At 58.2% G+C, this 21283-nt stretch carries 22 protein-coding genes and 2 pseudogenes; 13 read left to right on the top strand and 11 right to left on the bottom strand.

Annotated features, from left to right (window positions below; translation table 11 throughout):
- From ACP7E0_RS31995 to ACP7E0_RS31980, 4 genes are all read left to right on the top strand, one after another.
- Positions 1–923, top strand: a 923-nt coding sequence (locus ACP7E0_RS31995) for a KUP/HAK/KT family potassium transporter (protein ID WP_426131054.1), incomplete at its 5' end; no start/stop codon positions are given.
- Between the two features lie 70 nt (positions 924–993).
- Positions 994–1953: a DUF808 domain-containing protein gene (locus tag ACP7E0_RS31990; protein WP_426131053.1), complete on the top strand. Its 960-nt coding sequence runs from the start codon at positions 994–996 to the stop codon at positions 1951–1953.
- A gap of 102 nt (positions 1954–2055) precedes the next feature.
- Entirely contained in the window at positions 2056–3021 is a 966-nt protein-coding gene (locus ACP7E0_RS31985) for a magnesium and cobalt transport protein CorA (RefSeq protein ID WP_426131051.1), read from the top strand.
- Positions 3022–3452: 431 nt separating this feature from the next.
- A complete protein-coding gene (locus ACP7E0_RS31980) occupies positions 3453–3695 on the top strand; it encodes a hypothetical protein (RefSeq protein WP_426131049.1) in 243 nt (80 codons plus the stop codon).
- Between the two features lie 338 nt (positions 3696–4033).
- Here ACP7E0_RS31980 and ACP7E0_RS31975 read toward each other — a convergent pair whose 3' ends face one another.
- The 4 genes and pseudogenes from ACP7E0_RS31975 to ACP7E0_RS31960 all read right to left on the bottom strand — a co-directional run.
- A complete protein-coding gene (locus ACP7E0_RS31975; protein WP_426131047.1) occupies positions 4034–4711 on the bottom strand; it encodes a ChrR family anti-sigma-E factor in 678 nt (225 codons plus the stop codon).
- Positions 4675–5346, bottom strand: a complete 672-nt coding sequence (locus ACP7E0_RS31970) for a sigma-70 family RNA polymerase sigma factor (protein WP_426131045.1) — start codon at positions 5344–5346, stop codon at positions 4675–4677. The genes ACP7E0_RS31975 and ACP7E0_RS31970 overlap by 37 nt, the downstream gene beginning before the upstream one ends.
- 198 nt (positions 5347–5544) lie before the next feature.
- Entirely contained in the window at positions 5545–5835 is a 291-nt protein-coding gene (locus ACP7E0_RS31965) for a hypothetical protein (protein WP_426131061.1), read from the bottom strand.
- A 19-nt stretch (positions 5836–5854) separates the two neighbouring features.
- Positions 5855–5938: pseudogene (locus tag ACP7E0_RS31960) on the bottom strand (hypothetical protein); the annotation flags it as partial.
- A gap of 390 nt (positions 5939–6328) precedes the next feature.
- On the opposite strand from ACP7E0_RS31960, the gene folE reads away from it, so the two are divergent.
- Both folE and ACP7E0_RS31950 read left to right on the top strand, forming a co-directional pair.
- Positions 6329–6937 carry a GTP cyclohydrolase I FolE gene (folE, locus tag ACP7E0_RS31955; RefSeq protein WP_426131043.1) on the top strand — a complete coding sequence of 203 codons (609 nt, stop codon included), beginning with the start codon at positions 6329–6331 and terminating at the stop codon, positions 6935–6937.
- A 43-nt stretch (positions 6938–6980) separates the two neighbouring features.
- The gene (locus tag ACP7E0_RS31950) at positions 6981–7688 is read left to right on the top strand and encodes an SDR family NAD(P)-dependent oxidoreductase (RefSeq protein WP_426131042.1); all 708 of its coding nucleotides are present in this window, start codon (positions 6981–6983) and stop codon (positions 7686–7688) included.
- A 183-nt stretch (positions 7689–7871) separates the two neighbouring features.
- On the opposite strand, the gene ACP7E0_RS31945 is transcribed toward ACP7E0_RS31950, so the two are convergent.
- Positions 7872–8864 carry a YihY/virulence factor BrkB family protein gene (locus ACP7E0_RS31945; protein WP_426131041.1) on the bottom strand — a complete coding sequence of 331 codons (993 nt, stop codon included), beginning with the start codon at positions 8862–8864 and terminating at the stop codon, positions 7872–7874.
- A gap of 149 nt (positions 8865–9013) precedes the next feature.
- Between ACP7E0_RS31945 and ACP7E0_RS31940 the strand changes: the two genes are divergently transcribed.
- From ACP7E0_RS31940 to ACP7E0_RS31925, 4 genes are all read left to right on the top strand, one after another.
- A complete protein-coding gene (locus ACP7E0_RS31940) occupies positions 9014–9487 on the top strand; it encodes a hypothetical protein (protein WP_426131039.1) in 474 nt (157 codons plus the stop codon).
- Positions 9488–9644: 157 nt separating this feature from the next.
- Positions 9645–10709 carry a L,D-transpeptidase family protein gene (locus ACP7E0_RS31935; RefSeq protein ID WP_426131038.1) on the top strand — a complete coding sequence of 355 codons (1065 nt, stop codon included), beginning with the start codon at positions 9645–9647 and terminating at the stop codon, positions 10707–10709.
- Positions 10710–11077: 368 nt separating this feature from the next.
- The gene (locus ACP7E0_RS31930; RefSeq protein WP_426131036.1) at positions 11078–12625 is read left to right on the top strand and encodes a cryptochrome/photolyase family protein; all 1548 of its coding nucleotides are present in this window, start codon (positions 11078–11080) and stop codon (positions 12623–12625) included.
- A 32-nt stretch (positions 12626–12657) separates the two neighbouring features.
- A complete protein-coding gene (locus ACP7E0_RS31925) occupies positions 12658–12810 on the top strand; it encodes a DUF2256 domain-containing protein (RefSeq protein ID WP_426131034.1) in 153 nt (50 codons plus the stop codon).
- Between the two features lie 32 nt (positions 12811–12842).
- On the opposite strand, the pseudogene ACP7E0_RS31920 reads toward ACP7E0_RS31925, so the two are convergent.
- From ACP7E0_RS31920 to kduI, 3 genes and pseudogenes are all read right to left on the bottom strand, one after another.
- Positions 12843–12983, bottom strand: a pseudogene (locus tag ACP7E0_RS31920) (D-erythronate dehydrogenase); the annotation flags it as partial.
- An 81-nt stretch (positions 12984–13064) separates the two neighbouring features.
- Positions 13065–13820: a 2-dehydro-3-deoxy-D-gluconate 5-dehydrogenase KduD gene (gene kduD, locus ACP7E0_RS31915; RefSeq protein WP_426131033.1), complete on the bottom strand. Its 756-nt coding sequence runs from the start codon at positions 13818–13820 to the stop codon at positions 13065–13067.
- 5 nt (positions 13821–13825) lie between these two features.
- Complete coding sequence (gene kduI / locus ACP7E0_RS31910; protein ID WP_426131030.1) at positions 13826–14662, bottom strand: 5-dehydro-4-deoxy-D-glucuronate isomerase; 837 nt, start codon at positions 14660–14662, stop codon at positions 13826–13828.
- Positions 14663–14892: 230 nt separating this feature from the next.
- Here kduI and ACP7E0_RS31905 point away from each other — a divergent pair, with 230 nt between their 5' ends.
- A complete protein-coding gene (locus tag ACP7E0_RS31905; protein ID WP_426131028.1) occupies positions 14893–15933 on the top strand; it encodes an aldo/keto reductase in 1041 nt (346 codons plus the stop codon).
- 57 nt (positions 15934–15990) lie between these two features.
- On the opposite strand, the gene ACP7E0_RS31900 is transcribed toward ACP7E0_RS31905, so the two are convergent.
- The 3 genes from ACP7E0_RS31900 to ACP7E0_RS31890 are packed head-to-tail and all read right to left on the bottom strand — an operon-like array spanning position 15991 to position 18880.
- A complete protein-coding gene (locus tag ACP7E0_RS31900) occupies positions 15991–16968 on the bottom strand; it encodes an aldo/keto reductase (protein ID WP_426131026.1) in 978 nt (325 codons plus the stop codon).
- Positions 16969–16974: 6 nt separating this feature from the next.
- Positions 16975–17853 (bottom strand): amidohydrolase family protein, encoded by an 879-nt coding sequence (locus ACP7E0_RS31895; protein WP_426131024.1) that lies wholly within the window; start codon positions 17851–17853, stop codon positions 16975–16977.
- Between the two features lie 40 nt (positions 17854–17893).
- Positions 17894–18880: an aldo/keto reductase gene (locus tag ACP7E0_RS31890; RefSeq protein WP_426131022.1), complete on the bottom strand. Its 987-nt coding sequence runs from the start codon at positions 18878–18880 to the stop codon at positions 17894–17896.
- Positions 18881–19030: 150 nt separating this feature from the next.
- On the opposite strand from ACP7E0_RS31890, the gene ACP7E0_RS31885 reads away from it, so the two are divergent.
- Together ACP7E0_RS31885 and ACP7E0_RS31880 are read left to right on the top strand one after the other, a co-directional pair.
- Entirely contained in the window at positions 19031–20248 is a 1218-nt protein-coding gene (locus ACP7E0_RS31885) for an ABC transporter substrate-binding protein (RefSeq protein ID WP_426131020.1), read from the top strand.
- Positions 20249–20387: 139 nt separating this feature from the next.
- Positions 20388–21257 (top strand): branched-chain amino acid ABC transporter permease, encoded by an 870-nt coding sequence (locus ACP7E0_RS31880; protein ID WP_426131018.1) that lies wholly within the window; start codon positions 20388–20390, stop codon positions 21255–21257.
- The last annotated feature ends 26 nt before the right edge of the window (positions 21258–21283 follow it).

The raw sequence follows: 21283 nt of genomic DNA, 5'->3' as shown, positions 1-21283 counted from the left end.
GCTTCCTGCCTCGCCTGCAGATCACCTTCACCTCTGAAACCAATACGGGGCAGATTTACGTGCCGGCCGTCAACATGCTCCTCTTCATCGGCGTCATCGTTTTGATCTTCGCCTTCGGTGACTCAGAATCGCTGGCGACCGCCTACGGCATCTCCGTGACAGGTGCGATGGTGGTGACGACCCTGATGTCCTTCCAGTTCCTTCGCTCCGTGTGGAGCTGGTCAGCACTGGCGGCCGCGGCGATCCTCGTCCCCCTTCTATTGTTGGAAGCGGTTTTCCTCGGCGCAAATCTTCTCAAGATTCACGACGGCGGTTGGGTGCCCGTAGCGCTTGCGCTGGGCATCATGGTCGTCATGTGGACCTGGACGAAAGGCTCACGATTGCTTCGGGAAAAGACCGCGCACCATGACATTCCGTTGGAGAAGTTCATCCACTCGATCGAGAAGTCGAAACATGCCCCGGTCACCGTGCCTGGCACGGCGGTGTTTTTGACGAGCATGGGCGACAGGACACCTGCTGTCCTCCTGCACAACATCAAGCACAACCACGTGCTTCACGAGAAGAACGTCATCCTGACGGTCAAGACTTCCGAAAAACCCTATGTCTCCGACGACGAGCGCGCGACGATCACTCCTATCAACACAAGGTTCACGAGGCTGGAGCTGTGCTTCGGGTTCATGGAGGAGCCGAACGTCTCCAAGGCACTCGCGATTTGCAAGAAGAAGGCGGGGTTCAAATTCGAGATTATGCAGACCTCTTTCTTCCTCGGGCGTCGGACGTTGATCGGCGATCCCAATTCGGGTCTGCCGGGATGGCAGGACAATCTCTATATCGCGCTTGCTGGCCTTGGTATCGATCCGTCGGCCTACTTCAAGCTTCCGGCGAACCGCGTGGTAGAAATTGGAGAACAAGTTTCTATCTAAAATCGCTTCCTGCACACAGCAGGGTCGAACCAATCAATATCTCCCTTCTCAGAACCAATCGGAAAGACACATGGCCACCGGACTGATCGCACTCCTTGACGACATCGCCGCTATCGCCAAGCTCGCCGCGGCGTCCCTGGACGACATCGCCGCGCAGACCGCAAAGGCGGGTGCGAAAGCGGCAGGCGTCGTAATTGACGACGCGGCGGTGACGCCGAGATACGTCGTCGGCCTGTCCCCGGCGCGCGAACTGCCGATCATCGCCAGGATTGCGCTCGGGTCGCTGAAGAACAAGCTGTTCTACCTCCTGCCAGCCGGGCTTTTCCTCGGCTATTTCGCGCCATGGGCAATCACTCCGCTTTTGATGATCGGCGGCGTCTACCTTTGCTACGAGGGGGCAGAAAAGCTTTACGAGTACGTCGTGCCTCATGACGCCCACGACCACGAGGCTGCGGTATCGGGAACATCCGATCCGGCCGCACTGGAGAATCAGAAGGTCTCGGGCGCAATCAGGACGGATTTCATCCTGTCCGCCGAAATCATGGCATTGACGCTGGCCAACGTTGCGGCGTCTAACATCTATACGCAGGCGGCGGTGCTTGCCTCGGTTGGTATCCTGATCACGTTGGCCGTCTATGGCGTCGTCGCGCTCATCGTGAAGGCCGACGATGTCGGTCTGTCCCTCGCGGGCTCTTCTCTCGGCCTGCTGAGAACGTTCGGGCGCGGGCTTGTCGTGGGGGTACCTGTATTTCTCAACATTCTCGCCATGATCGGCACGGCTGCGATGCTTTGGGTCGGAGGGAGCATTCTGGTGCATGGTATGGCCGAGCTCGGCTATCACGGCCCCGAGCATTTCATCGAAGGCATAGCGGCAGGAATTGGAACCATGTCCGCCTACTTTGGTGAAATCCTCCATTGGACAACGACATCGGCTATTCAGGCGGCGCTCGCCATAGTAATCGGTGGCGTCACAATCATCCTCGTTCACGCGTCGGCTCCCTTGATCAAGCGGATGAGACCACAAAGCTAATTGGCCCATAAGCCATTTTTGCAGGCACGAACCTCTTGCCGGGGCGTCGCGCCGTCGCGAGAATTGGTCGTGATTCCCAATGAATGAAAGCACGTGCATCCAATGACAGTCGTTGCCTCTTACATCTACCGCGGCGGAAAGCGCGCAGAGGAGCTGCCTCTGGGCGATCAGCCGCTCGAACCGAACGACGGCGAGTTCACCTGGATCGGTGTCTCCGAGCCGACGGCCGATGAGATGAACAAGCTCAAAGCGATGTTCGGACTGCACCCGTTGGCAGCGGAGGATGCGCTCAACGGCCGTCAGGTTCCTAAGGTTGACGTGTACGGGGAGCAGCTTTTTGTCGTAGCCAAGACCGCGCATCTGGAGGGCGACAAGATCGCCTACGGCGAGACCTGCATTTTCGTCGGCAAGCATCACATCGTCAGCGTCCGTCACGGATCGGCACGCGCGCACAAGGAATTGAGGCAACAGCTCGAGCAGTCGCCGAACTTGTTGAACCATGGCCCCGACTACGTTCTGCATGCGATCATCGACTTCATCGTCGATGGGTACCTGCCGATGGTCGAAAAAATGGAAGACAACGTGCTCGCCATGGAAAGGCACATGCTCGTTTCTTTTCTCGAACGCGAACAAATCAGGCGAATTTTCCGGATGCGCCGTCAGGTGATCCTGTTCCAGCGCGTACTGGGACCAATGGCCGAGGTCGTGGGAAAACTGACGCATCTTGAGCTACCCTGCGTAGACGACAACGCCAAACCGTATTTCCGGGATGTCCTCGATCACGTCAAACGCGTCGAGACCATGATGTCCGGTCTCCGGGACGTCATCACCTCGGTGTTCGAGGCCAGCAATCTCCTCGAGCAACAACGGCAGGGCACCATCACCAGACAGCTCGCCGCGTGGGCCGCCATCCTCGCCGTACCCACCGCGATCGCGGGTATTTACGGGATGAACTTTCAGAACATGCCGGAACTACAAAGCAGGTATGGCTACTTCGTGGTCTTAGGGGTCATCGTCACCCTGTGCGGTGTACTCTTCTACCGCTTTAAAAAGGCGGGCTGGCTTTAACGCGTTTCTGATAAGTACATGCCGCTGACGGCTGCTGCGTGCCGTCTGTTGGATTTTCGCGCATCAAAGCAAGCGCGTCATCGGTTCTGCAGAAGCTGGATGCCGGCGAAGGCGTCCAGCAGATATTGCCAACTATACGAAAAGAGGACCGGGCGTGGCGAAAATGGTCAAGACAGGTCAGCCGCCGACCATGACTTGTGTAACGTGCGCGCTTCCATTCGCCTAGCGGCGAAATCGGCGAAAAAATGGAAGAGATCAAATACTGTTCGGATGGATGCCCAAGGGCATTGCACTTATCAGGTTGCCTTTAGGGGCCTTCCATGTTGAGCGCTGGCAGGAAATCCGCGAATAGGCCCATTTCGGTTCACGTCATCAAACCCTCATCGAAACATGTCAGGCTTTCAGCACCGGATGTCATTAGGGGCTAAAGTGTGCACGACAAAAAACTCCGCGAAACCGAGGACATGGCCAACACGATCAAAGAACTTGCTCGCCCCGGCATGAAGCCCAAAGCCTTGATCGAAGCCGTCAAAGCGCGTCATCCGGCGGCGACCAAGAAAGACATTGCCAGGGCCGCGTTCCTCAGCGTTATCATTTCGGCGGAGTACGACCCCGAGGACACGCAAGCACTTCACGACCTGGCAATGGATACAAGGGACAGCCCCGAAACCTAAGGCGGGCTCTCGTTCGGCAGCTGGCGTTCGCGCGGCGTGTAGAATCATCCGGTTGCCAAATCCATAACACCGTGTGTACGGCAAGTTTTCATTTGCAACGCTACTGAGACATCATCAACACCTTTGAATTTTCAGGTGGCTGCCGCCACCGTTCCAATGACGCTAGGCTGTTCCGCTTCAAGCGAACACTTTTATCCGCCAACCTACTAAGCTGCTTTTGTTTGGCATAGCCAAAAGGGCCGGCTCTGAAACTGCTATCCGGTCAACGAAATAGGTCAGCCTGTCGCTTCAAGATTTCAATGACGCTCAGGAGTAAGTCGACAAGTCTCGACTGAGGCTTAAATGCCAAGAAATGGTTGGAGAAGCCGTACGATCCGGCTGGTGAAACGAAGGGGAGCCTCCGTTATCGCCAGGCAGATGCAGTCCTCTCCCGGAGTAGCCTTTGGTTGGTGTGTGAGATCGTCGTCGGCCAGTTCAACATCGCCGCGATTGAACACTGAAACGGAGTCGCCGAAACTTCCGGCGAGGACCAGCGTCAGCTCGCGGCCGCTGTGTCCATGTTCAGGAACGGGCTTTCCGGCGGGAATCTTCAAAAGCCTCACGACGGTACTTGAGTCCGACGTCGGCACCTTCATCTGGCTGGCGCCGCTGCCAAGCGAACGCCATCTCAGTCCCCCTGCAGCCTCAATATAGGTCAGCAGGGGTTGTGGCAGCAGGTAATCACTCCGGACTGGATCAGGGGTATCCGTGTGAATGGGGCCCCCGAGACGCTTTTGGAACTCCGCCCACCCGACACCTTCCTTGCTTTCCACTTCCTCGCAGTCGAGGAAATAGCCACCGATGCTTTCAAACTCGGACAGACGTTCCCGACAGCCTGGGCAGAACGACAGATGCGTTGCGACGCCGATGCTCCATCCTTCAGACAGCGTTCCTGCCGCATAGGACATCAATAATTCATCACTGAGGTGATGTAGGACGGTCAGGCGTCCTTGAGTATTGCTCGCAGCTTCAGACATGCATTTCTTATCCTTGATTTAACGGTTCCGATCGGAATGCCGAGTGTCTCGGCGATGACGGGGTGAGTCATGTCCTCGAAGAACGACATTCGGAGCGTTTTCACCTCGTCCGGTTTCAAGGACGCCATTGCGACCCTGAGCCGGTCGGCATCTTGTTGGCGATCGAGTGCGACGTCTGCGGAAACCTCATCTTCTGGAACAAAGGCCGGATCGTTCGGATCGAAGGTCGGTCGCGGGCCTCGGCGCAGAGCGTCGATACGGATGTTGCGGGCGATGGTGTAGATCCAGGTCGATGCCTGCCCCCTGCCCGGATCGAACAGCCGGGCCTTTCTCCACACCGTCAGCATGGCTTCCTGCGCCATCTCGTCGGCGAACGTGCGATCGCTGCCGATCTTGGACATATAAGCACGGACTTTGGGTACAAAATGGTTATAAAGGACTTCGTAGGCGTCGATATCTTGGCGCTCGGCCACGGCCGACATCAGTGCATTGATTTTGGTTGGATCGAGCACCCGCCGGGTTCCTCCCGATAGCCGCCTTGCGTTGTTGACCACCTTCGGAAGGCCCACGACATTGCCGGGATCCGACGGTTCGGTCGAGATAGGTTGGACGGGCGATGATGGCTTCATTGCCATTATACGTTGTTTCCAAAACTTGGATCAGGGTGGCGCGCAATTGCATCGTTTCGATCTGAACTCTGCCAATCAGAATGAACTTGTTCCAACGGAGAGAGGCATCTTGAGAAACATGCGGGCCCTTGTTGTCGTCAGGATCCGCCAGTCGATTTGCTTGCACCTGTGGTGCGGCTTGACGGTCTCGCGGGCGATTTGCAGTCAGATGCCCAATGAGAGGGCGCGGTCAACCAGCATGACGCAATAGGCAGCAGCGACGATCAACGTTATTCTGAAACGGAGCCTCCAGTACCAGCGCTGCTCCTCATGCCCCGCAAAGGTCCTAAAGGCGGCCGCAAGCAAAAAAGCAAACAGCATCAGTTGCATAATGAGGGCGATAACCGACAAAGCAAGCAACAGCGTTGCAAAGGCGATCAATGCAAAAATGTTGCTCGCTAAAACGGTCGTCCCTGACGGTGAAATACTGCGCACCGTGGTCGAACGTGACGTCATCGATCCTTCGTGTCGCCATCCGGCCGCCGACGCCTTTGCTCTTTTCGTAAATGCTGACATCCGCGATTCTCGAAAGTGCTCTTGCGACGGTTATTCCCGCCATCCCCGCGCCGATGACGCCAACTCGTTGCCGTGATGCCATTCTGTGTCCCATTTTCGTGTGAGCCCGCCTGAATAGGAGGAATGGATGTACAGTTCACAATTCAAGTGCCGATCACCTCACGTGCGCTGACCACCCGCCGGAGACAGGCTAAATAACGAACCCTGTGATTCCACCTTCGGCTTCAAAGACGAAACGCTCCGTCTGATAGTCGAAGCCCGCCACATCAGTGCGAACGCCCCATCGGCTGGTATCGGCACAATCTAATCTTGCAGGATACGAGACGATCGCAGCAACAGATCAAAGCGGCCAGCGTATTCCCGATCCGCTGCCTTTTTGATCTGAAGCGCATGAATCCACGTAACCGGCGGTTACTCATGACCGGAGTCTTTCATGGATGCCATTGTCACCAACGCTGACGTTTCGGCTGCCTGCACACACCCAACCCAACAGGAGGCAGAGGAAGCGGTTAAAACGCTGATCCGCTGGGCGGGCGACGAACCGTCGCGCGAAGGTCTGCACGATACGCCGAAGCGTGTCGCAAAAGCCTATCGCGAGCTATTCTCCGGATATGAAACGGCTCCGGAAGATGTGCTATCGCGGATGTTTACCGACGTCGCCGGCTACAAGGACATGGTGATTGTCAAGGACATCCCGTTCTACTCCCACTGCGAACACCACATGGTGCCGTTTCATGGGATCGCTCACATCGCCTATATTCCCGACAAAGGCGTCCTTGGGCTTTCGAAAATGGCGCGGCTGGTCGATCTCTATGCCCGCCGATTGCAGACGCAGGAGACCATGACCGCCCAGATCGCCCGTTCTCTCGATGAAAGCCTGAGACCGAAGGGCGTCGCTGTGATGATCGAGGCGGAACACATGTGCATGGCGATGCGCGGCATCGGCAAACAGGGATCAAAGACCCTGACGACGACATTCACCGGGCAGTTCGAGACATCGGCGGCCGATCAGGCGCGTTTCATCATGCTGGCCCGGGCGTGAACACCCCGGCCCGCACCGCCGGTCCAGATCGAAGGAGGATGGAATGGCTGGCTCTTTGATGCGTTCGCTCGACGCCGGGTATACCGCGCTTGTCATCGGCGCCAGCGGCGGAATTGGACGCGCACTGGCGGACCAGTTTGCACAGGATGGCAACTGCGCGAGGGTCGTTCGTCTTTCGAGGCGCAAGGACGGCCTCGACATTACCGACGAGGAGACGGTACTGAGCGCGGCCGTATCCCTGGCGGCGGAAGAATTCGATATAATCCTGTGTGCGACCGGCGCGTTGACGATCGACGGTGTCGGGCCGGAGAAATCCATACGGCAGATATCACAGGCTTCAATGATGGCGCAGTTTGCCGTCAACGCCGCCGGACCGGCCCTCATCCTGAAGCATTTCGCTCCACGGCTTGCAAAACGCAAGCGGGTCATCTTCGCGGCGTTGTCGGCGCGCATCGGATCGATCGGCGACAATACCTTGGGCGGATGGATATCCTACCGATCGTCGAAAGCGGCGCTCAATCAGATCGTCCATACCGCCGCGATCGAGGTGTCGAGAAACAACCCCGCGTCAGTACTCGTCGCAGTGCATCCGGGAAGCGTGATGACGTCGTTGTCGGAGCCGTTCTCATCCGGTCACGAACGGTTGGAACCCGACGACGCGGCCAACCGCATCCTGCGCATGCTCGATAACCTCCAGCCGAACGATACGGGCGGATTCTTCGCCTATGATGGCACGTCCATACTCTGGTAGCTGCGATCTTATCTCGGATCCGGGCGGTGATCGCAAACGCACATCACCCCAACTGTAGAGCTTGCAAAGAAACTTTCGATGAACCCTGTCCGCAATCACATCTTCATTCTTGGTGACCAGCTCGTTGTCACTGTCCAGCCTCGAAACCGCCGATCCCAGCGGGACCTCCTCTTGGTGATTGAGCTAATCGAGGTCCGTCGCCTTTCCCACGGTGTCGGCGACGAACGCACCTCGCTCGCCCATCGGCTTCGCCGGACCGGTCGTGGAGTCACGAACTGTTTGATGCTCGAGCTCGGCGTTGAGTTCGGCGCCGACGATCAGGATAATTACTGATATCCAAACCCAGACCATAAGCCCGATGAGGGCCCCGAGCGTGCCGTAGGTCGCGTTGTAGTTGGCGAAGTTCTCGATATAGAAAGAGAACAGGACCGAAGCGACAAGCCAGAGAAGTGTGCTGAACGCCACGCCCCAGCTCAGCCATCTAAGCTTGGCTTGCTCTCGGCTCGGGCCATAGCGGTAGATAATGGCAATGCCGCAGCCGACGAAGACAAGGATGAACGGCCAGCGGGCGAAGCGGGCAAGAAGCTCTTGCCAACGATCGAGCCAAAGGTAGGCGAGAGCCGCCGGAAGCACGCCTATGGCGGCAATGAGAACGATCGCAATCGTCAGTGCGCCAAAAGTGAAGGCGAGAGAAAGGAGATTGAGGCGGAAAAAGCTGCGTTTCTCATCTTCTTGGTAGGCGACGTTCATGGCATCAAACAATGCCTTCATGCCGCTATTGGCACTCCAGACTGCCACCACGAGCCCCGTGATAAAGGCGAAGCTGAGGGTTGAGGTGTTTTGCTGCGTCAGGGCAGTCAACTGGTTGAGGATAAGATCGAACGATCCAGGCGGAAAAACGCTGGCGATGAAGCCAATATGGCCCATGATCGTTGTCGGGTCGGCGACGAAGCCATAGAGGGCAACCAATGCGCCCAACGCCGGAAACAGCGACAGCAACAAAAAGTATGTAACACCGGCAGCGATCAACGTGACGCGGTCGGCCATGACCGTCTGGACGACGCGCCAAAAGACATCGCGGAGGCCTTTCACTGGAATTTCGTTCGGGGAGTTGGCCTCGCGCCCTCTTCCTGCCTCCACCGTCTCGACAGGCACACTCTCGTTCTCGTCACGCATCACCGGCAAACTCCTAGCCACTGCATGGTGGCCTCCTTCCACTTTTTTCCGTCAAAAGGGGCTCAGCTGCCAACATGTGCGAAACCGACGGGTTGTCAAAGCGCGTTCAAGAAGCAATTAAAGAAAAGTGAATGAGTGGGGATCAGTGTATGTTCGAACGCGCGGTAGAGTGGACGAAAATCGTCGGCATGATCGGCGATATTGCCAAGGGCACCTCGACAGTGTCGCTTCGCCAGTACACCAAATCACTGGCCGCTGATGATACTTCGCTACACCCGGTGTTTGGCTGGGACTATCACCGCGTTCAAGCGCATGGAGGCGATACCCGGAACTTACCTGCCCTCGTCAGCGACGCACAATTGACAGATATCCTGTCGAGCCTCACGACGGGTCCCGGAGAGACCTACGCCTACGAAGTCGATGGCACGGAAAGCTTCGATGGTGAGGCCCAAAGCCTGCTGCTTGAATTTTCGAGTACCACCGTGACAACCGTTAAGTTGTCGGTTGGGGTCGTGCATCTTGGATGGTTCCTGATCTCGCTCGAGACCAACCGCGATGTCGTTCACTGGAAAATGCGCTACCACGAGCGCAACTTGCGACCAAGCTCGCCGTCATCTGCTTAATTTGAGGCTCGGTCAAGCCAGTGATGACGACCTTGAAGTGGCCGATGCTGCCTTGACCCATACCCGCCGTATTTGATGGGGCTAGTTTCCAATTCGTTAACCATATTAGCTGATCGTCAGGATTCGGCGGAATGCGCCATGTCTTAAGGATACTCTGATGTCACGCACGCTCCGTTTACTCGCCCTGGCAAGTTCGATCGCATATGCTCCGACGTTTGGATCTGCGGTTGCTTCGGAACTAACACCTCAGGCGATCAATGCGGCGCCGTTGGACGTCATACCCGCGACCTATACGCCGACACTTAAGAACATCGACCCAATCATAACGGCAAGCACAACAGAAATGCCCGTTGACACGGCAGCCATCGCGCTGCCGTTCGATACCAATACACCGTCAGCGTCGGTCGCACGACTTCAAGTGCTTCTCGACAGAGCCGGCGCATCCCCAGGTGTCATTGACGGTCTCGACGGCGGCAATCTCCGCAGCGCGCTCGCCGCATACGAGACCATGCGCGGACTGCCGTCCGATGGCAAGATCGGGCCGCAAGTCATCAGCGCGATAGAGGATCCCAATCAGGTCATCGGCAGCTATGTCATCACCTCAAATGACCTGTCGACTGTCGTTGGGGTCATTCCCAAGGACTATGCGCAGATGGCGCAGATGAAGTACTTGGGCTATGCGACCCCAACAGAAGCCTTGGCTGAGCGCTTCCATATGGGTGAAGACCTACTGAAGGCCCTCAATCCTCAAGCGCAGTTCGTCGAAGGCGAAACGATATTCGTGTCGGATCTTGGCGTTAACAAGAAGGGCAAGGCCGTCAGCGTCGAGGTCGATAAGGCCAAGGGGCAACTTCGCGCCTACGCTGCCGATGGCTCTCTACTGGTGGCCTATCCGGCCACGATCGGCAGTGAATCGAACCCGTCGCCGTCGGGAACGCACACCGTCAAGACCGTCGTGATCAATCCGGACTACACCTACAATCCGAAGGTCAATTTTCAGCAGGGCAATAATGATAAGGTTTTGACCCTTCCCCCCGGCCCAAATGGTCCGGTCGGAACCGTATGGATCGACCTTTCCGAACCGACCTTCGGTATCCACGGCACACCCGAACCGAGCCGGATCGACAAAAGCGGTTCTCATGGCTGTGTTCGCCTCACCAATTGGGATGCCGAAGAGCTGGCCAAACTGCTAGCGAACGATGTGCCAGTGAAGTTTTTGTAGGTGTCACAACGTTGCATTACGCTGCTGCTGGCCACTGCCAACGCAGCACCAAGCAAGACGTGGGTAAGCTTTTCGGCAACGAGAAGTTGCGGACCGAGGGCAAGATCCAAGAAATCGAGGTGGAAGGTCGTTCGCGATGCAAAAGACGAAGCAAGAATGGCGCTGACGCCGACTCTGTGAACTAGAAACTCTGATAATTTTTATTGTTCTGCGGGGAGGTGGAAACGATGTTTCCGCCCTTTTTACCGTGTTTTGAAACCCCAACGAGCATTACCAGACGCCTGGCGATCACAGCTGTAAGGGTCTACCGATCCAGGCAGCGCCAGCTGGCGTAACACTATCGTGCCATCCAAACAGAAATGCCGCCTATGAAATCCGTCCGTCATCTTATCTTCGTTTTAGGCGACCAGCTATCGATGTCGCTGTCCAGCCTTGTTGATGCCGATCCGAACCGGGATGTCATCCTGATGTGCGAGGTGCTTGAGGAGGCGACTTATGTTCCACATCACAAGCTCAAGATCGCGCTGATCTTTTCGGCCATGCGGCATTTCGCGGACGAACTTCGCGCACGCGGATTTGATGTGCGCTACACGCGGTTGGACGATCCGGACAATTCGGGCTCGTTCTCCGGCGAGCTCACGCGCGCTATCGCAGCCGTTTCGCCCGAGGGTATCGTCTGCACGGAGGGCTCGGAATGGCGGGTAGTGCAGGCGATGGAGAACTGGCAGTCTGCCTTAAGAATTCCTGCCGAAATCCGTGTCGACGATCGCTTCCTCTGCTCGAAGAACGAATTTCATGACTGGGCAGACGGCCGCCGCGCGCTGACGATGGAGTATTTCTACCGTGACATGCGCCGTAAGACCGGTTTCCTAATGCAAGGGGAACAACCGGAGGGCGGAAAGTGGAATTTCGACTCGGACAATCGCAAACCGGCAAAACCGGACCTTTTTCGGCCACGGCATCCGACGTTCCGGCCGGACGCGCTCACGATCGAGGTTCTGGATCTCGTCGAGCGGCGGTTTGCCGGAAATCTCGGATCAACTCAAAACTTTGGTTTTGCCGTCACCCGGGCGGATGCCGAGCGCGCCGCGCACGCGTTCATTCAGGACTTTTTGCCGAATTTCGGCGAGACCCAGGATGCGATGTTGAAGGACGAGCCTTTTCTCAATCACGCCCTGCTATCGTTCTATATCAACATCGGTCTTCTCGATCCCTTTGCGGTGTGCCGTGCTGCCGAACGGGCCTATGTGGAAGGACAGGCCCCCCTGAACGCTGTCGAGGGCTTCATTCGACAGATCATTGGATGGCGCGAGTATATCCGCGGTATCTATTGGCTTAAGATGCCGGGCTACGAGAACAGTAATGTGTTCGAGGCCGACCGTCCGCTACCCGATTTTTTCTGGAGCGGCGATACCGACATGGCGTGCGTCTCGACTGTCATCACGCAGACGATCACCCATGCCTACGCGCACCATATTCACCGGCTTATGGTCGTCGGCAACTTTTCGATGCTTGCGGGGCTCGATCCTTATGCGGTGCACGAATGGTATTTGTCGGTCTACGCGGACGCCTTCGAATGGGTGGAACTGCCGAATGTCATCGGCATGAGCCAGTTTGCCGATGGCGGGGTGATGGCCTCAAAACCCTATGCGGCCAGCGGCGCCTATATCGATCGCATGTCCGACTATTGCGAAGGTTGCCGGTACGACGTCTCGAAGAAGGTGGGTGAGGATGCCTGTCCGTTCAACGCTCTCTATTGGGATTTTCTGGATCGAAATGCCGGGGCGCTGTCGAAAAATCGCCGGCTCGCCCAGATGTATGCATCCTGGCGGCGCATGGATGAACGCAAAAAGCAGGATTACCGCGGCAGCGCTTCATCGTTTCTGGCGAAACTGGATGCAGGCGAGCGCGTGTAATTGCGGGTGATCGTCGATGGAGCTGCAAAAGAATGGGCGTGCCGAAGATCGTCAAAAAAGGGGACTTGCCAACGAAACCATGCGCGACGTGCGGTCTGCCATTTGCCTGGCGGCGGAAATGGGCGAAGAACTGGGATGACGTCAAGTACTGCTCAGAGCGTTGCCGCCGCGAGAAGCTGTCGTGACGCGAAGGCTGCATGAAATAGACCTCGCCGGAACCGACCGGAGCACTGGGTGGAAAGATATCGGCCAAGGTCAGCTTGTCGATCGGCTGCCCCGACAGTGCACCATCCGCGGCCATGCGACCCGCCAGCTTGCGCCCGATCATCCCGGCCGCTCCAATGATCAGCACATGCATCCTATGTACCCTTCGATTTTAAATGTGCGGACGATACGGGGTCCATGACGGAATTCGGGCTGGGGGCACCTGAAGACCTGCTCACCTTGCCAGCCAACCTCCATCAACCGGCAGCACGGTACCATGCACATAATCCGATGCGGAGGATGCCAGGAAAACGGCGGCACCACCGGTATCGGCCGGATTACCCCAGCGACCTGCCGGGATACGAGCGAGGATGCCGTTGCTGCGATCTGGATCTTCCCGCAGCGCCGTCGTGTTGTTGGTGACGAAGTAGCCGGGGGCGATGGCATTGACGTTGACGCCCTTGGCCGCCCATTCGCAGGCGAGGAGCTTTGTTAGTCCGGCAATGCCACTCTTCGAGGCCGTGTAGGAGGGAATCCGGATGCCGCCCTGAAAGGAAAGCATCGAGGCGATATTGATGACCTTGCCCCTGCCCTTTTCAAGCATGTGGTGCGCGGCCGCCTGGGTCAGGAAGAACGCGGTCTTCAGGTTGATGTTCATCACCGCATCCCAGTCCTCCTCGGTAAAATCGATTGCGTCGGCGCGACGGACGATGCCGGCGTTGTTGACGAGGATATCGAGACTTCCGAATGTCTCCAGGGTTTCGGCAACGATCGATTTGACCGGATCGATGGAGCCGAGATCGGCAGCGATCGCATGGAAACCGACGCCGGCCTCGCGGACAAGCGCTTCGGTTTCCTCCATCGTCGAGCGGCCGACAGCGACGATGGAGGCGCCCGCACTGGCCAGTGCTACAGCGATGCCCTGGCCGATGCCGGTATTGGCGCCGGTCACGATGGCCGTGCGGCCGGAGAGATCGAAAGGATTTGCCATGCCGTCTACCTCAGCTCGCCGATTGCGACGTGGTCCATGTCGGTGAAATTCTTGTTGTCGCCGCCCATGGCCCAGATGAAGCTATAATTGCTGGTGCCGGCGCCGGAATGGATCGACCAGGGCGGCGAGATGACCGCCTGCTCATTGCCCACCAGCATGTGCCGCGTCTGCGTCGGTTCGCCCATGAAATGGAAAATCCGCTGATCCGCTGGGACATCGAAATAGAGATAGGCTTCCATTCGCCGGTCATGCGTATGGGAGGGCATGGTGTTCCAGATGCTGCCCGGCTCCAGCCTCGTGAAGCCCATGGTCAGCTGGCAGGACTGGCAGACTTCCGGATGGATGAATTGGAAGATCGAGCGCCTGTTGGCCGTCTCCAGCGACCCGACCTTCATCTGGCGGGCCTTCTCGGGCGTGAGATGCACGGCCGGATGGACCGCATGCGCCGGCGCCGAGACGAGGTAGAACTTCGCAGGATTTTCCGGATCCGCACTTTCGAAAAGCACCTCGAGGATGCCCTTGCCGATATAGAGGCAATCGAGCCGGGCCAGATCATAGGCCGTTCGATCGAGGTGGATGCGGCCAGGGCCGCCGACATTCAGCGCGCCCAGTTCCCGTTCAGCAAGGAAGGTCTCCTGGCCGAGGGGTTTTGGTGCGGACAGGGCCAGAGGAGCTGCAAGCGGCATCGCGCCACCGAGCACCATACGATCATAATGGGAATAGGTGAGGACGATTTCACCCGGCTCGAAGATCGTTTCGACGAGAAACTGCGTCCTGAGCTTTTCAGTATCGAAGGCCCGGACCGCCTCCGGGTGCGAGGCGTGCCTTACGTCAATTTTCATCGTTTCCGTCCCTTTTTATCAAGGCGATCCGCTTTGAGTTCCTGGCCGCCCCGTTCGATATGAGAGATTGCGAAAAGCGCTGCACGCGCATCGCGGCTTCACGCAATCATCCTCTTACCTTGTTGTACGACAAGTTATGTGTCAATGTCTTTATACGGTCTGGCGTCGGGCCGCGCAAAGATAGTGATCGAGTATGCCTTCTTGCGGGAACGAGGGTACAGGGAGTTGAAATGAAGAAAATTCTGTCGAGGGCCGTGATGGACGGCCTGAGCGTTACCACGATGGGGCTGGGAGGAACCGGGCTTGGCAACATGTATCGTGCCACCGACCCCCAGGATGCCTTTGCGACCGTATATGCAGCCTATGAGAACGGTATCCGCTATTTCGACACGGCCCCGGTCTATGGTTTCGGCCTGGCGGAAAGCCGCCTAGGCGAGGCGATCAAGTCGCTGCCGCGCAACGAGATCGTCATCTCGTCGAAGGTCGGCTACGACCTCGTTCCCATTCCGCAGTGGGAGATGACGCCGCAATTGTGGGACGAAGCGCCGCCATTTCGCGCCGATTTCGACTATTCCCGCGATGGCGTGCTGCGCTCGGTCGAAAGCACGCTGAAGCGGCTCGGCACCGACTATGTCGACATGCTGGCGATCCACGACCCCGACGAGGCCATTCATTTCATGCCGGGCGAAGACCCCTATGCCCGGAGCCGTTTCCGCGAGGCGATGGACGGCGCCTATATCGTGCTTGACGAGCTTCGCTCGCAGGGCGTGATCAAGGCGGTCGGCGTCGGCATCAACCAGTGGCAGATGCTGTCGGACTTCGTCATTGCCGGACATTTCGATTATTTCCTGCTGGCCGGGCGTTACACCCTCTTGGAACAGGAGCCGCTATCGGTTCTCTTCCCAGTATGCGAAGCGCGCGGCACCAAGATCGTTATCGGTGGCCCCTACAATTCCGGCATTCTCGCCACCGGTGCAAGGGACGGCGCCACTTTCAACACCCGTGCGGCGCCTCCGCATGTGCTTGATCGCGTCCGGCGGATCGAAGCCGTGTGCGACCGCTACGGCGTTCCCCTGCCCGCGGCAGCGCTCCAGTTTCCGCTCGGTCATCCCGCCGTCGTCAGCGTCATCCCTGGCGCGCGCTCCGTTGCTGAACTGACCCAGAATTTGGATTACATGCGGGTGAATATCCCTGCTACCCTTTGGAACGACCTGATGACCGAGGGACTCGTGGAGTCCGGCTCGCCTCTCCCGGTGGGTGCTGCCGCCTGAGACTATGACACCCGCCGGACGGAAATCCGGCGGCGTGTCATTAAAGGCAGACTGGATTTAGCGAAGACCGTCAATGTCAGTCCAGAATGCTTCCGGAATAGGATATTTTGACCATTCCAGGTTCTGCGCAATCCGCTCCGGCCTGCTCATCCCGAGCACCGCTGCCGATACCAGCCTGTTGCGGAACGGAAACTGGATAGCGGCGGCCTGCAGCGGGACGCCGTGCTTTTCGCAGATCCGCTCGATCCGCTGCGCCCGTGCCGTGATCTCCGCCGGTGGCGCGCCGTAGTCGTAAGTTGCGGCGCTCTTGGCCGACCCCGTCGCCAGGATGCCGGAGTTGAAGACGCCGGCGACGACGATTTCCGTGCCGGCCTTTTCGGCTGCGGGAAAAAGGTCATCGGCGGCGCTGTGATCCAGCAACGTATAACGCCCGGCGATCATCACGGCATCGAAGTGCCCCTCCTCGACAAAGCGCGTCGCAACATCGCCTTCGTTGACGCCAACACCGATTGCTTTGACATGACCCGCCTTGCGTAGGTCGTCGAGCGCCCGGTAGGAGCCTTCCATGGCCTCCCCAAAACGGCGATCGTAGGCATCGCCGTGGGTGAACCGGTCGACATCATGGATATAGACGAGATCGAAATCCGGAAAGCCGAGACGGTTGGCCGACTGCTCCAGCGACCGCATCGTCCCGTCGTAGCTATAGTCGAACACGGGCTTCAGCCGCAACGGAGAAGCCCAAAGCCCATAGTCGACGGCCTCCCCGCGTGGCGGCACCATGTAACGGCCGACTTTCGTGGAGACGGTGATGCTATTGCGCGGCACGGTGCGCAGATATTGGCCGAGCCTGAGTTCGCTCAGGCCATGGCCATATAGCGGCGCGGTATCGAAATAGCGCAGGCCTGCATTATAGGCCGTCGCCAGAACCTCCCGCGCTGCTTTCTCCGAGACGTCCCGATAGAGGGTGCCGATCCCGCTTGCCCCGAAGCCGAGCCGAGATGCAAAGCCGATGCGACGGTGATTATCTTTGGCCATGTCCGATCACCCGCCCGACCGGGACAAAAATCCCGGCAACCGATAGGCCTCGATGGCATTGGCGCCGAAGATCTTGTCCAGGTCACTTTCGCTGAGATCCTTCAGGCATTCCCGCAATGCATCAACGACGCGGTCATAGCTTGCCGCGACGAGGCAGACCGGCCAGTCGGTCCCGAACATGCAGCGATCGACACCGAAGATATCGACGACCTCGCGGACATAGGGCTTGAGGTCTTCCGGCGTCCAGTTCTGCCAGTCCGCCTCCGTCACCATGCCGGAGAGCTTGCACCAGACGTGATCCCGCTCGGCGCGGAAACCATGCATCAGCCGTGACCAGTCGTCGAAATCCCGATCGCGGATATTGGGTTTGGAAATGTGGTCAAGCACAAAGCGCATCTTCGGAAACGCTTCGACTGTGCGCACGCAGGAGGGCAGTTGCGGCAGGTTCGGCACAAGGTCATAGACCAGTCCCGCCGCCTCGACGGCCTGAAGTCCCCGGCATGCATCGTCACGCAGCAGCCAGTTCGGATCGTTCTCCGTCTGGATCAGGTGGCGAATGCCGACCAGCCATTTTCCTTCGGGGCTGGCCTTGAGCTCCGCCAGCGTTTCCCCGACATTAGGATCGGTGAGATCGACCCAGCCGACGACGCCGGCGACGAAATCCGTCACCTGCGCCGTGCGGATGAAATCCCAGGTTTCGCCGAGATCGTTCCAGGTCTGGACCAGCACGGTTCCGGAGACCCTGTTGGCTTCCAGCGAGGGCCTGAGATCTGCGGGCTCGAAGACGCGATTGATCGGTTCAAAGGGACCGCTGAGCCAGCCATAGTCGCCGCCGCTTTTCGGGTCCCAGAAGTGGTGATGTGAATCAATGATGGGATTGGCCATGGAAATATCCGTTGGTTTCATGTGTTGGACCGGGGCTCTCTCACCACTTCTGATGAACGTATTTTCGGATATCCTCGTCATAGATTTGGACGATCTTTTCCATGACATCCTTCGAAAGAGCTGGCAGCGCCGCCGCTTCGGCATTGGATTGGGCCTGCGCCGGATTGCGGGCACCGGGAATGGCGACGGTGACGGCATCGAACATCAGGATCCAGCGTAGGGCGAACTTGGCCATGGTCGTATCGCCGGAGACCAGCGGACGGATACGCTCCACCGCATCGAGACCGACTTCATAGGGCACGCCCGAGAAGGTCTCGCCGACATCAAAGGCTTCGCCGTTGCGGTTGAAAAGGCGGTGGTCGGTCGCTTCGAATTTGGTGTCGGGCTTGAACTTTCCGGAAAGCAGGCCGCTGGCCAGCGGAACGCGGGCGATGATTGCGACTTGTCTTTCCTGCGCCAGAGCGAAGAGCCGCTCGGCGGGACGCTGGCGGAAGGCGTTGAAGATGATCTGCACGCTGACGACACCCGGGTATTCGATCGCTTTCAGCGCTTCCTCGACGCGCTCGACGCTGACGCCGTAATTGCGGATCTTGCCCTGCTCGACGAGTCGGTCGAGGCGCCCGAACACTTCCGGATGATAATATAGGTCGGTGAGCGGGCAATGCAGCTGCACCAGATCGAGCGTATCGGTCTGGAGATTCTCCAGGCTACGCTCGACATAGGACGTGAGATTATCGGCGCTGTAGCCGGTAACCGTCTGTTCCGGCAAGCGCCGTCCGGCCTTGGTTGCAATAAACGGCCGTTCGCCACCGCGCTCCTTCATAGCCTTTGCGATCAGCCGCTCCGAATGGCCATCGCCATAGACGTCGGCCGTGTCGATGAAGGTCACACCGCCGTCCAGCGCCGCGTGCAAGGCCTTGATGGCGTCATCGTCATTGACCTCGCCCCACGCGGCACCGATCGCCCATGCACCGAAGCCTAATTCACTGACATTACGGCCTGTTCGGCCAAATGGTTTTGATCGCATGCTGTTCTCCCAATTCGCTCAAACCGGCTTTTTTTGCCGGACGAAGCTCAAGCGACAATCGCTTGACATCCGCTTAGGTCAGTATTATCAGAAAACAGGGTTGTACGACAACCCGGTAAGACTGCAAAATTCATCGGGAGGATGGAAACCGTGAAAAGCAATCTAGTGAGGAGCGCCACACTGGCGCTGTGTCTTGGCGCGCCGGGACTTCCGGTGCTCGCCCAGGACGCAGGAGAAACAGTCAAGATCGGGGTTGTTGCCGCTGAGTCCGGCGCCTTCGTTTCGGCCGGACATACGCTACCCGCAGGCGTCGGACTTGCCGTGAAGCAGATCAACGATGCCGGCGGCATCAATGTCGGCGGCAAGAACTACAAGCTCGAAATGGTCAAGCGGGACGACCGCACGGACATCGCAACGGCAATCGCGGCAACGCAAGAACTGGTGCGCGACGAGAAGGTCGCGGCGATCTTCGGATCGGAATCGCACGACTTCACGCTGGCCATGGCAAAGATAACCCAGCCCGCCAAACTTCTGCATTTCGCAGGCAACTCAACGCTCGGTAAGGTCCTGACGCCGGATGCCGTCAAGGCCGGCGGGGAAAACCACTACCTCTTCCAGTCGGAACCCCAGGAATTTCAGCGTTCGGGGTCGACCGCACGCGGGGTTCTCAGCCTGCTCGAACCCCTGCTCGGCGCTAAGCCGAAGAAATCCGTCGTCATCGCCGGCAATGATGCGACAGGCCAGTTCTTGTCATCCTTCTACATCACCGCGCTGAAGGCGGAAGGCCAGGACGTTCCAGACATCATCTTTTACCCGCCTGAAACCACCGATTTCTCACCCTTCCTGACCAAGGCTAAGAGCTACGATCCAGACATCATCCACTTCTGGTACAACGGCGACTCGACGCTCACGGCACTGCCGCAGGCTCTCGAACTTGGAGCGGCCAAGAGCTACTTCATGTTCGGCGTAGACCCCGGCATCTGGAAGGAACGTGGCCTGACCTCCGACGTTCCGGTGGCCATGAGCTGTGTGCCGATCTGTTGGGGGGCATCATCCAACCCTGGCTCGAAGCCTTATTTCGATGCCTATTTTGCGGCTGGCGCACCACATGGGGTGACCTCGTCCGTGTCGCTGCTGTATCATGACTACGTCCACTTCCTCGCCAAGGCGTGGGAAAAGGCCGGCTCCTTCGATCCGGACAAGACCGTCGATGCGCTGATGTCGATGAAATATTCCGGCGTGGTTTCGGATAGCCTCGCCTTCAACGAAACACATCAAGTAACCCACGCAACGGAAGTCTGCGCGGCAGCTCCCGGTGGCGACATTACGTGCTCGATGCAGCAGCCGCCGGAAAAGGCGCCTGAATAACAACTCTCCCCGAGTGAAGGCGACGGTGCTCCTTCGCCACAGCCTTCAAGTCCGCCGGATGTCACTGTTCGGCGGACTATCGTTCCAGAAAAGGCCGTGCAGTTTTGCAAGTGGTAAGGCAACCGACAGGAAAACCGCCGTGGACATTCTCCTGCAACAGCTCCTCAACGGATTGTCGATCGCCAGCGTCATCACGCTGATCGCAGTCGGCGTCACTCTCATCTTTGGCTTGACCGGCATCATCAACTTCGCGCATGGCGAATTCCTGATGGTTGGCAGCATCGTCACCTGGCTTGCCGTCAGCAAAGGTATTGCATTTCCGCTCGCGCTCGTCCTCGGCGTTCTTGCAGTCGCACTGATGGGCTTCGTGCTGGAGCGCGTAATTTTCCGCTTCACGCTGGCACGGCCGACGAACGGCTTCATCGTCTCGCTCGGCCTGATCGTCGTTCTCCAACACATCGTCATCCTATTCTGGAATGCCAACCAGAAGAGCATTCCACGTCCCTTGACCACCGTGTGGGAAATCGGCGGCGTACGCATCGCTTCCGTCCGGGTGATGGTCATTCTGATGACCATTGCCGTCGTTGCCATGACTTATGTGATGATCACCCGCAGCCGGTACGGACGCGCGCTCCGCGCCAGCGTAGAAGACCGCGATACTGCTGCCCTGATGGGCATTCCGGTACGCCGCTACATCACCGGCGTCTTCGTGCTCGGCAGCGCGCTGGCCGGTCTTGGCGGCGGATTGCTGATTGCACTTTTCCCGATCACGCCGTTTACCGGCGGTACGATGGTCATGAAGGGCTTTGCCGTCGCGCTGATTGGGGGGCTGGGCAATCTGTCGGGCGCCGTCGCAGCCGGGCTGATCCTCGGCATCGTAGAAGGTTTAAGCGCGGGCTACGGCTTTTCAGAATGGACCGATGCCTATTCGTTCGGCCTGATGATCCTCGTCCTGCTGTTCCGTCCCCATGGTCTCTTTGGCGGCACCAGCGGCCCGAAAATGGCGTGATGGAGGTCTATGAACATGATCGGTCA

Origin of the sequence: Pararhizobium sp. PWRC1-1 (genome assembly GCF_049897905.1) — a bacterium.
GTDB lineage: Bacteria > Pseudomonadota > Alphaproteobacteria > Rhizobiales > Rhizobiaceae > Pararhizobium.
The sequence above is the reverse complement of the archived record's forward strand: the minus strand, read 5'-3'. Positions and strand labels throughout refer to the sequence as shown.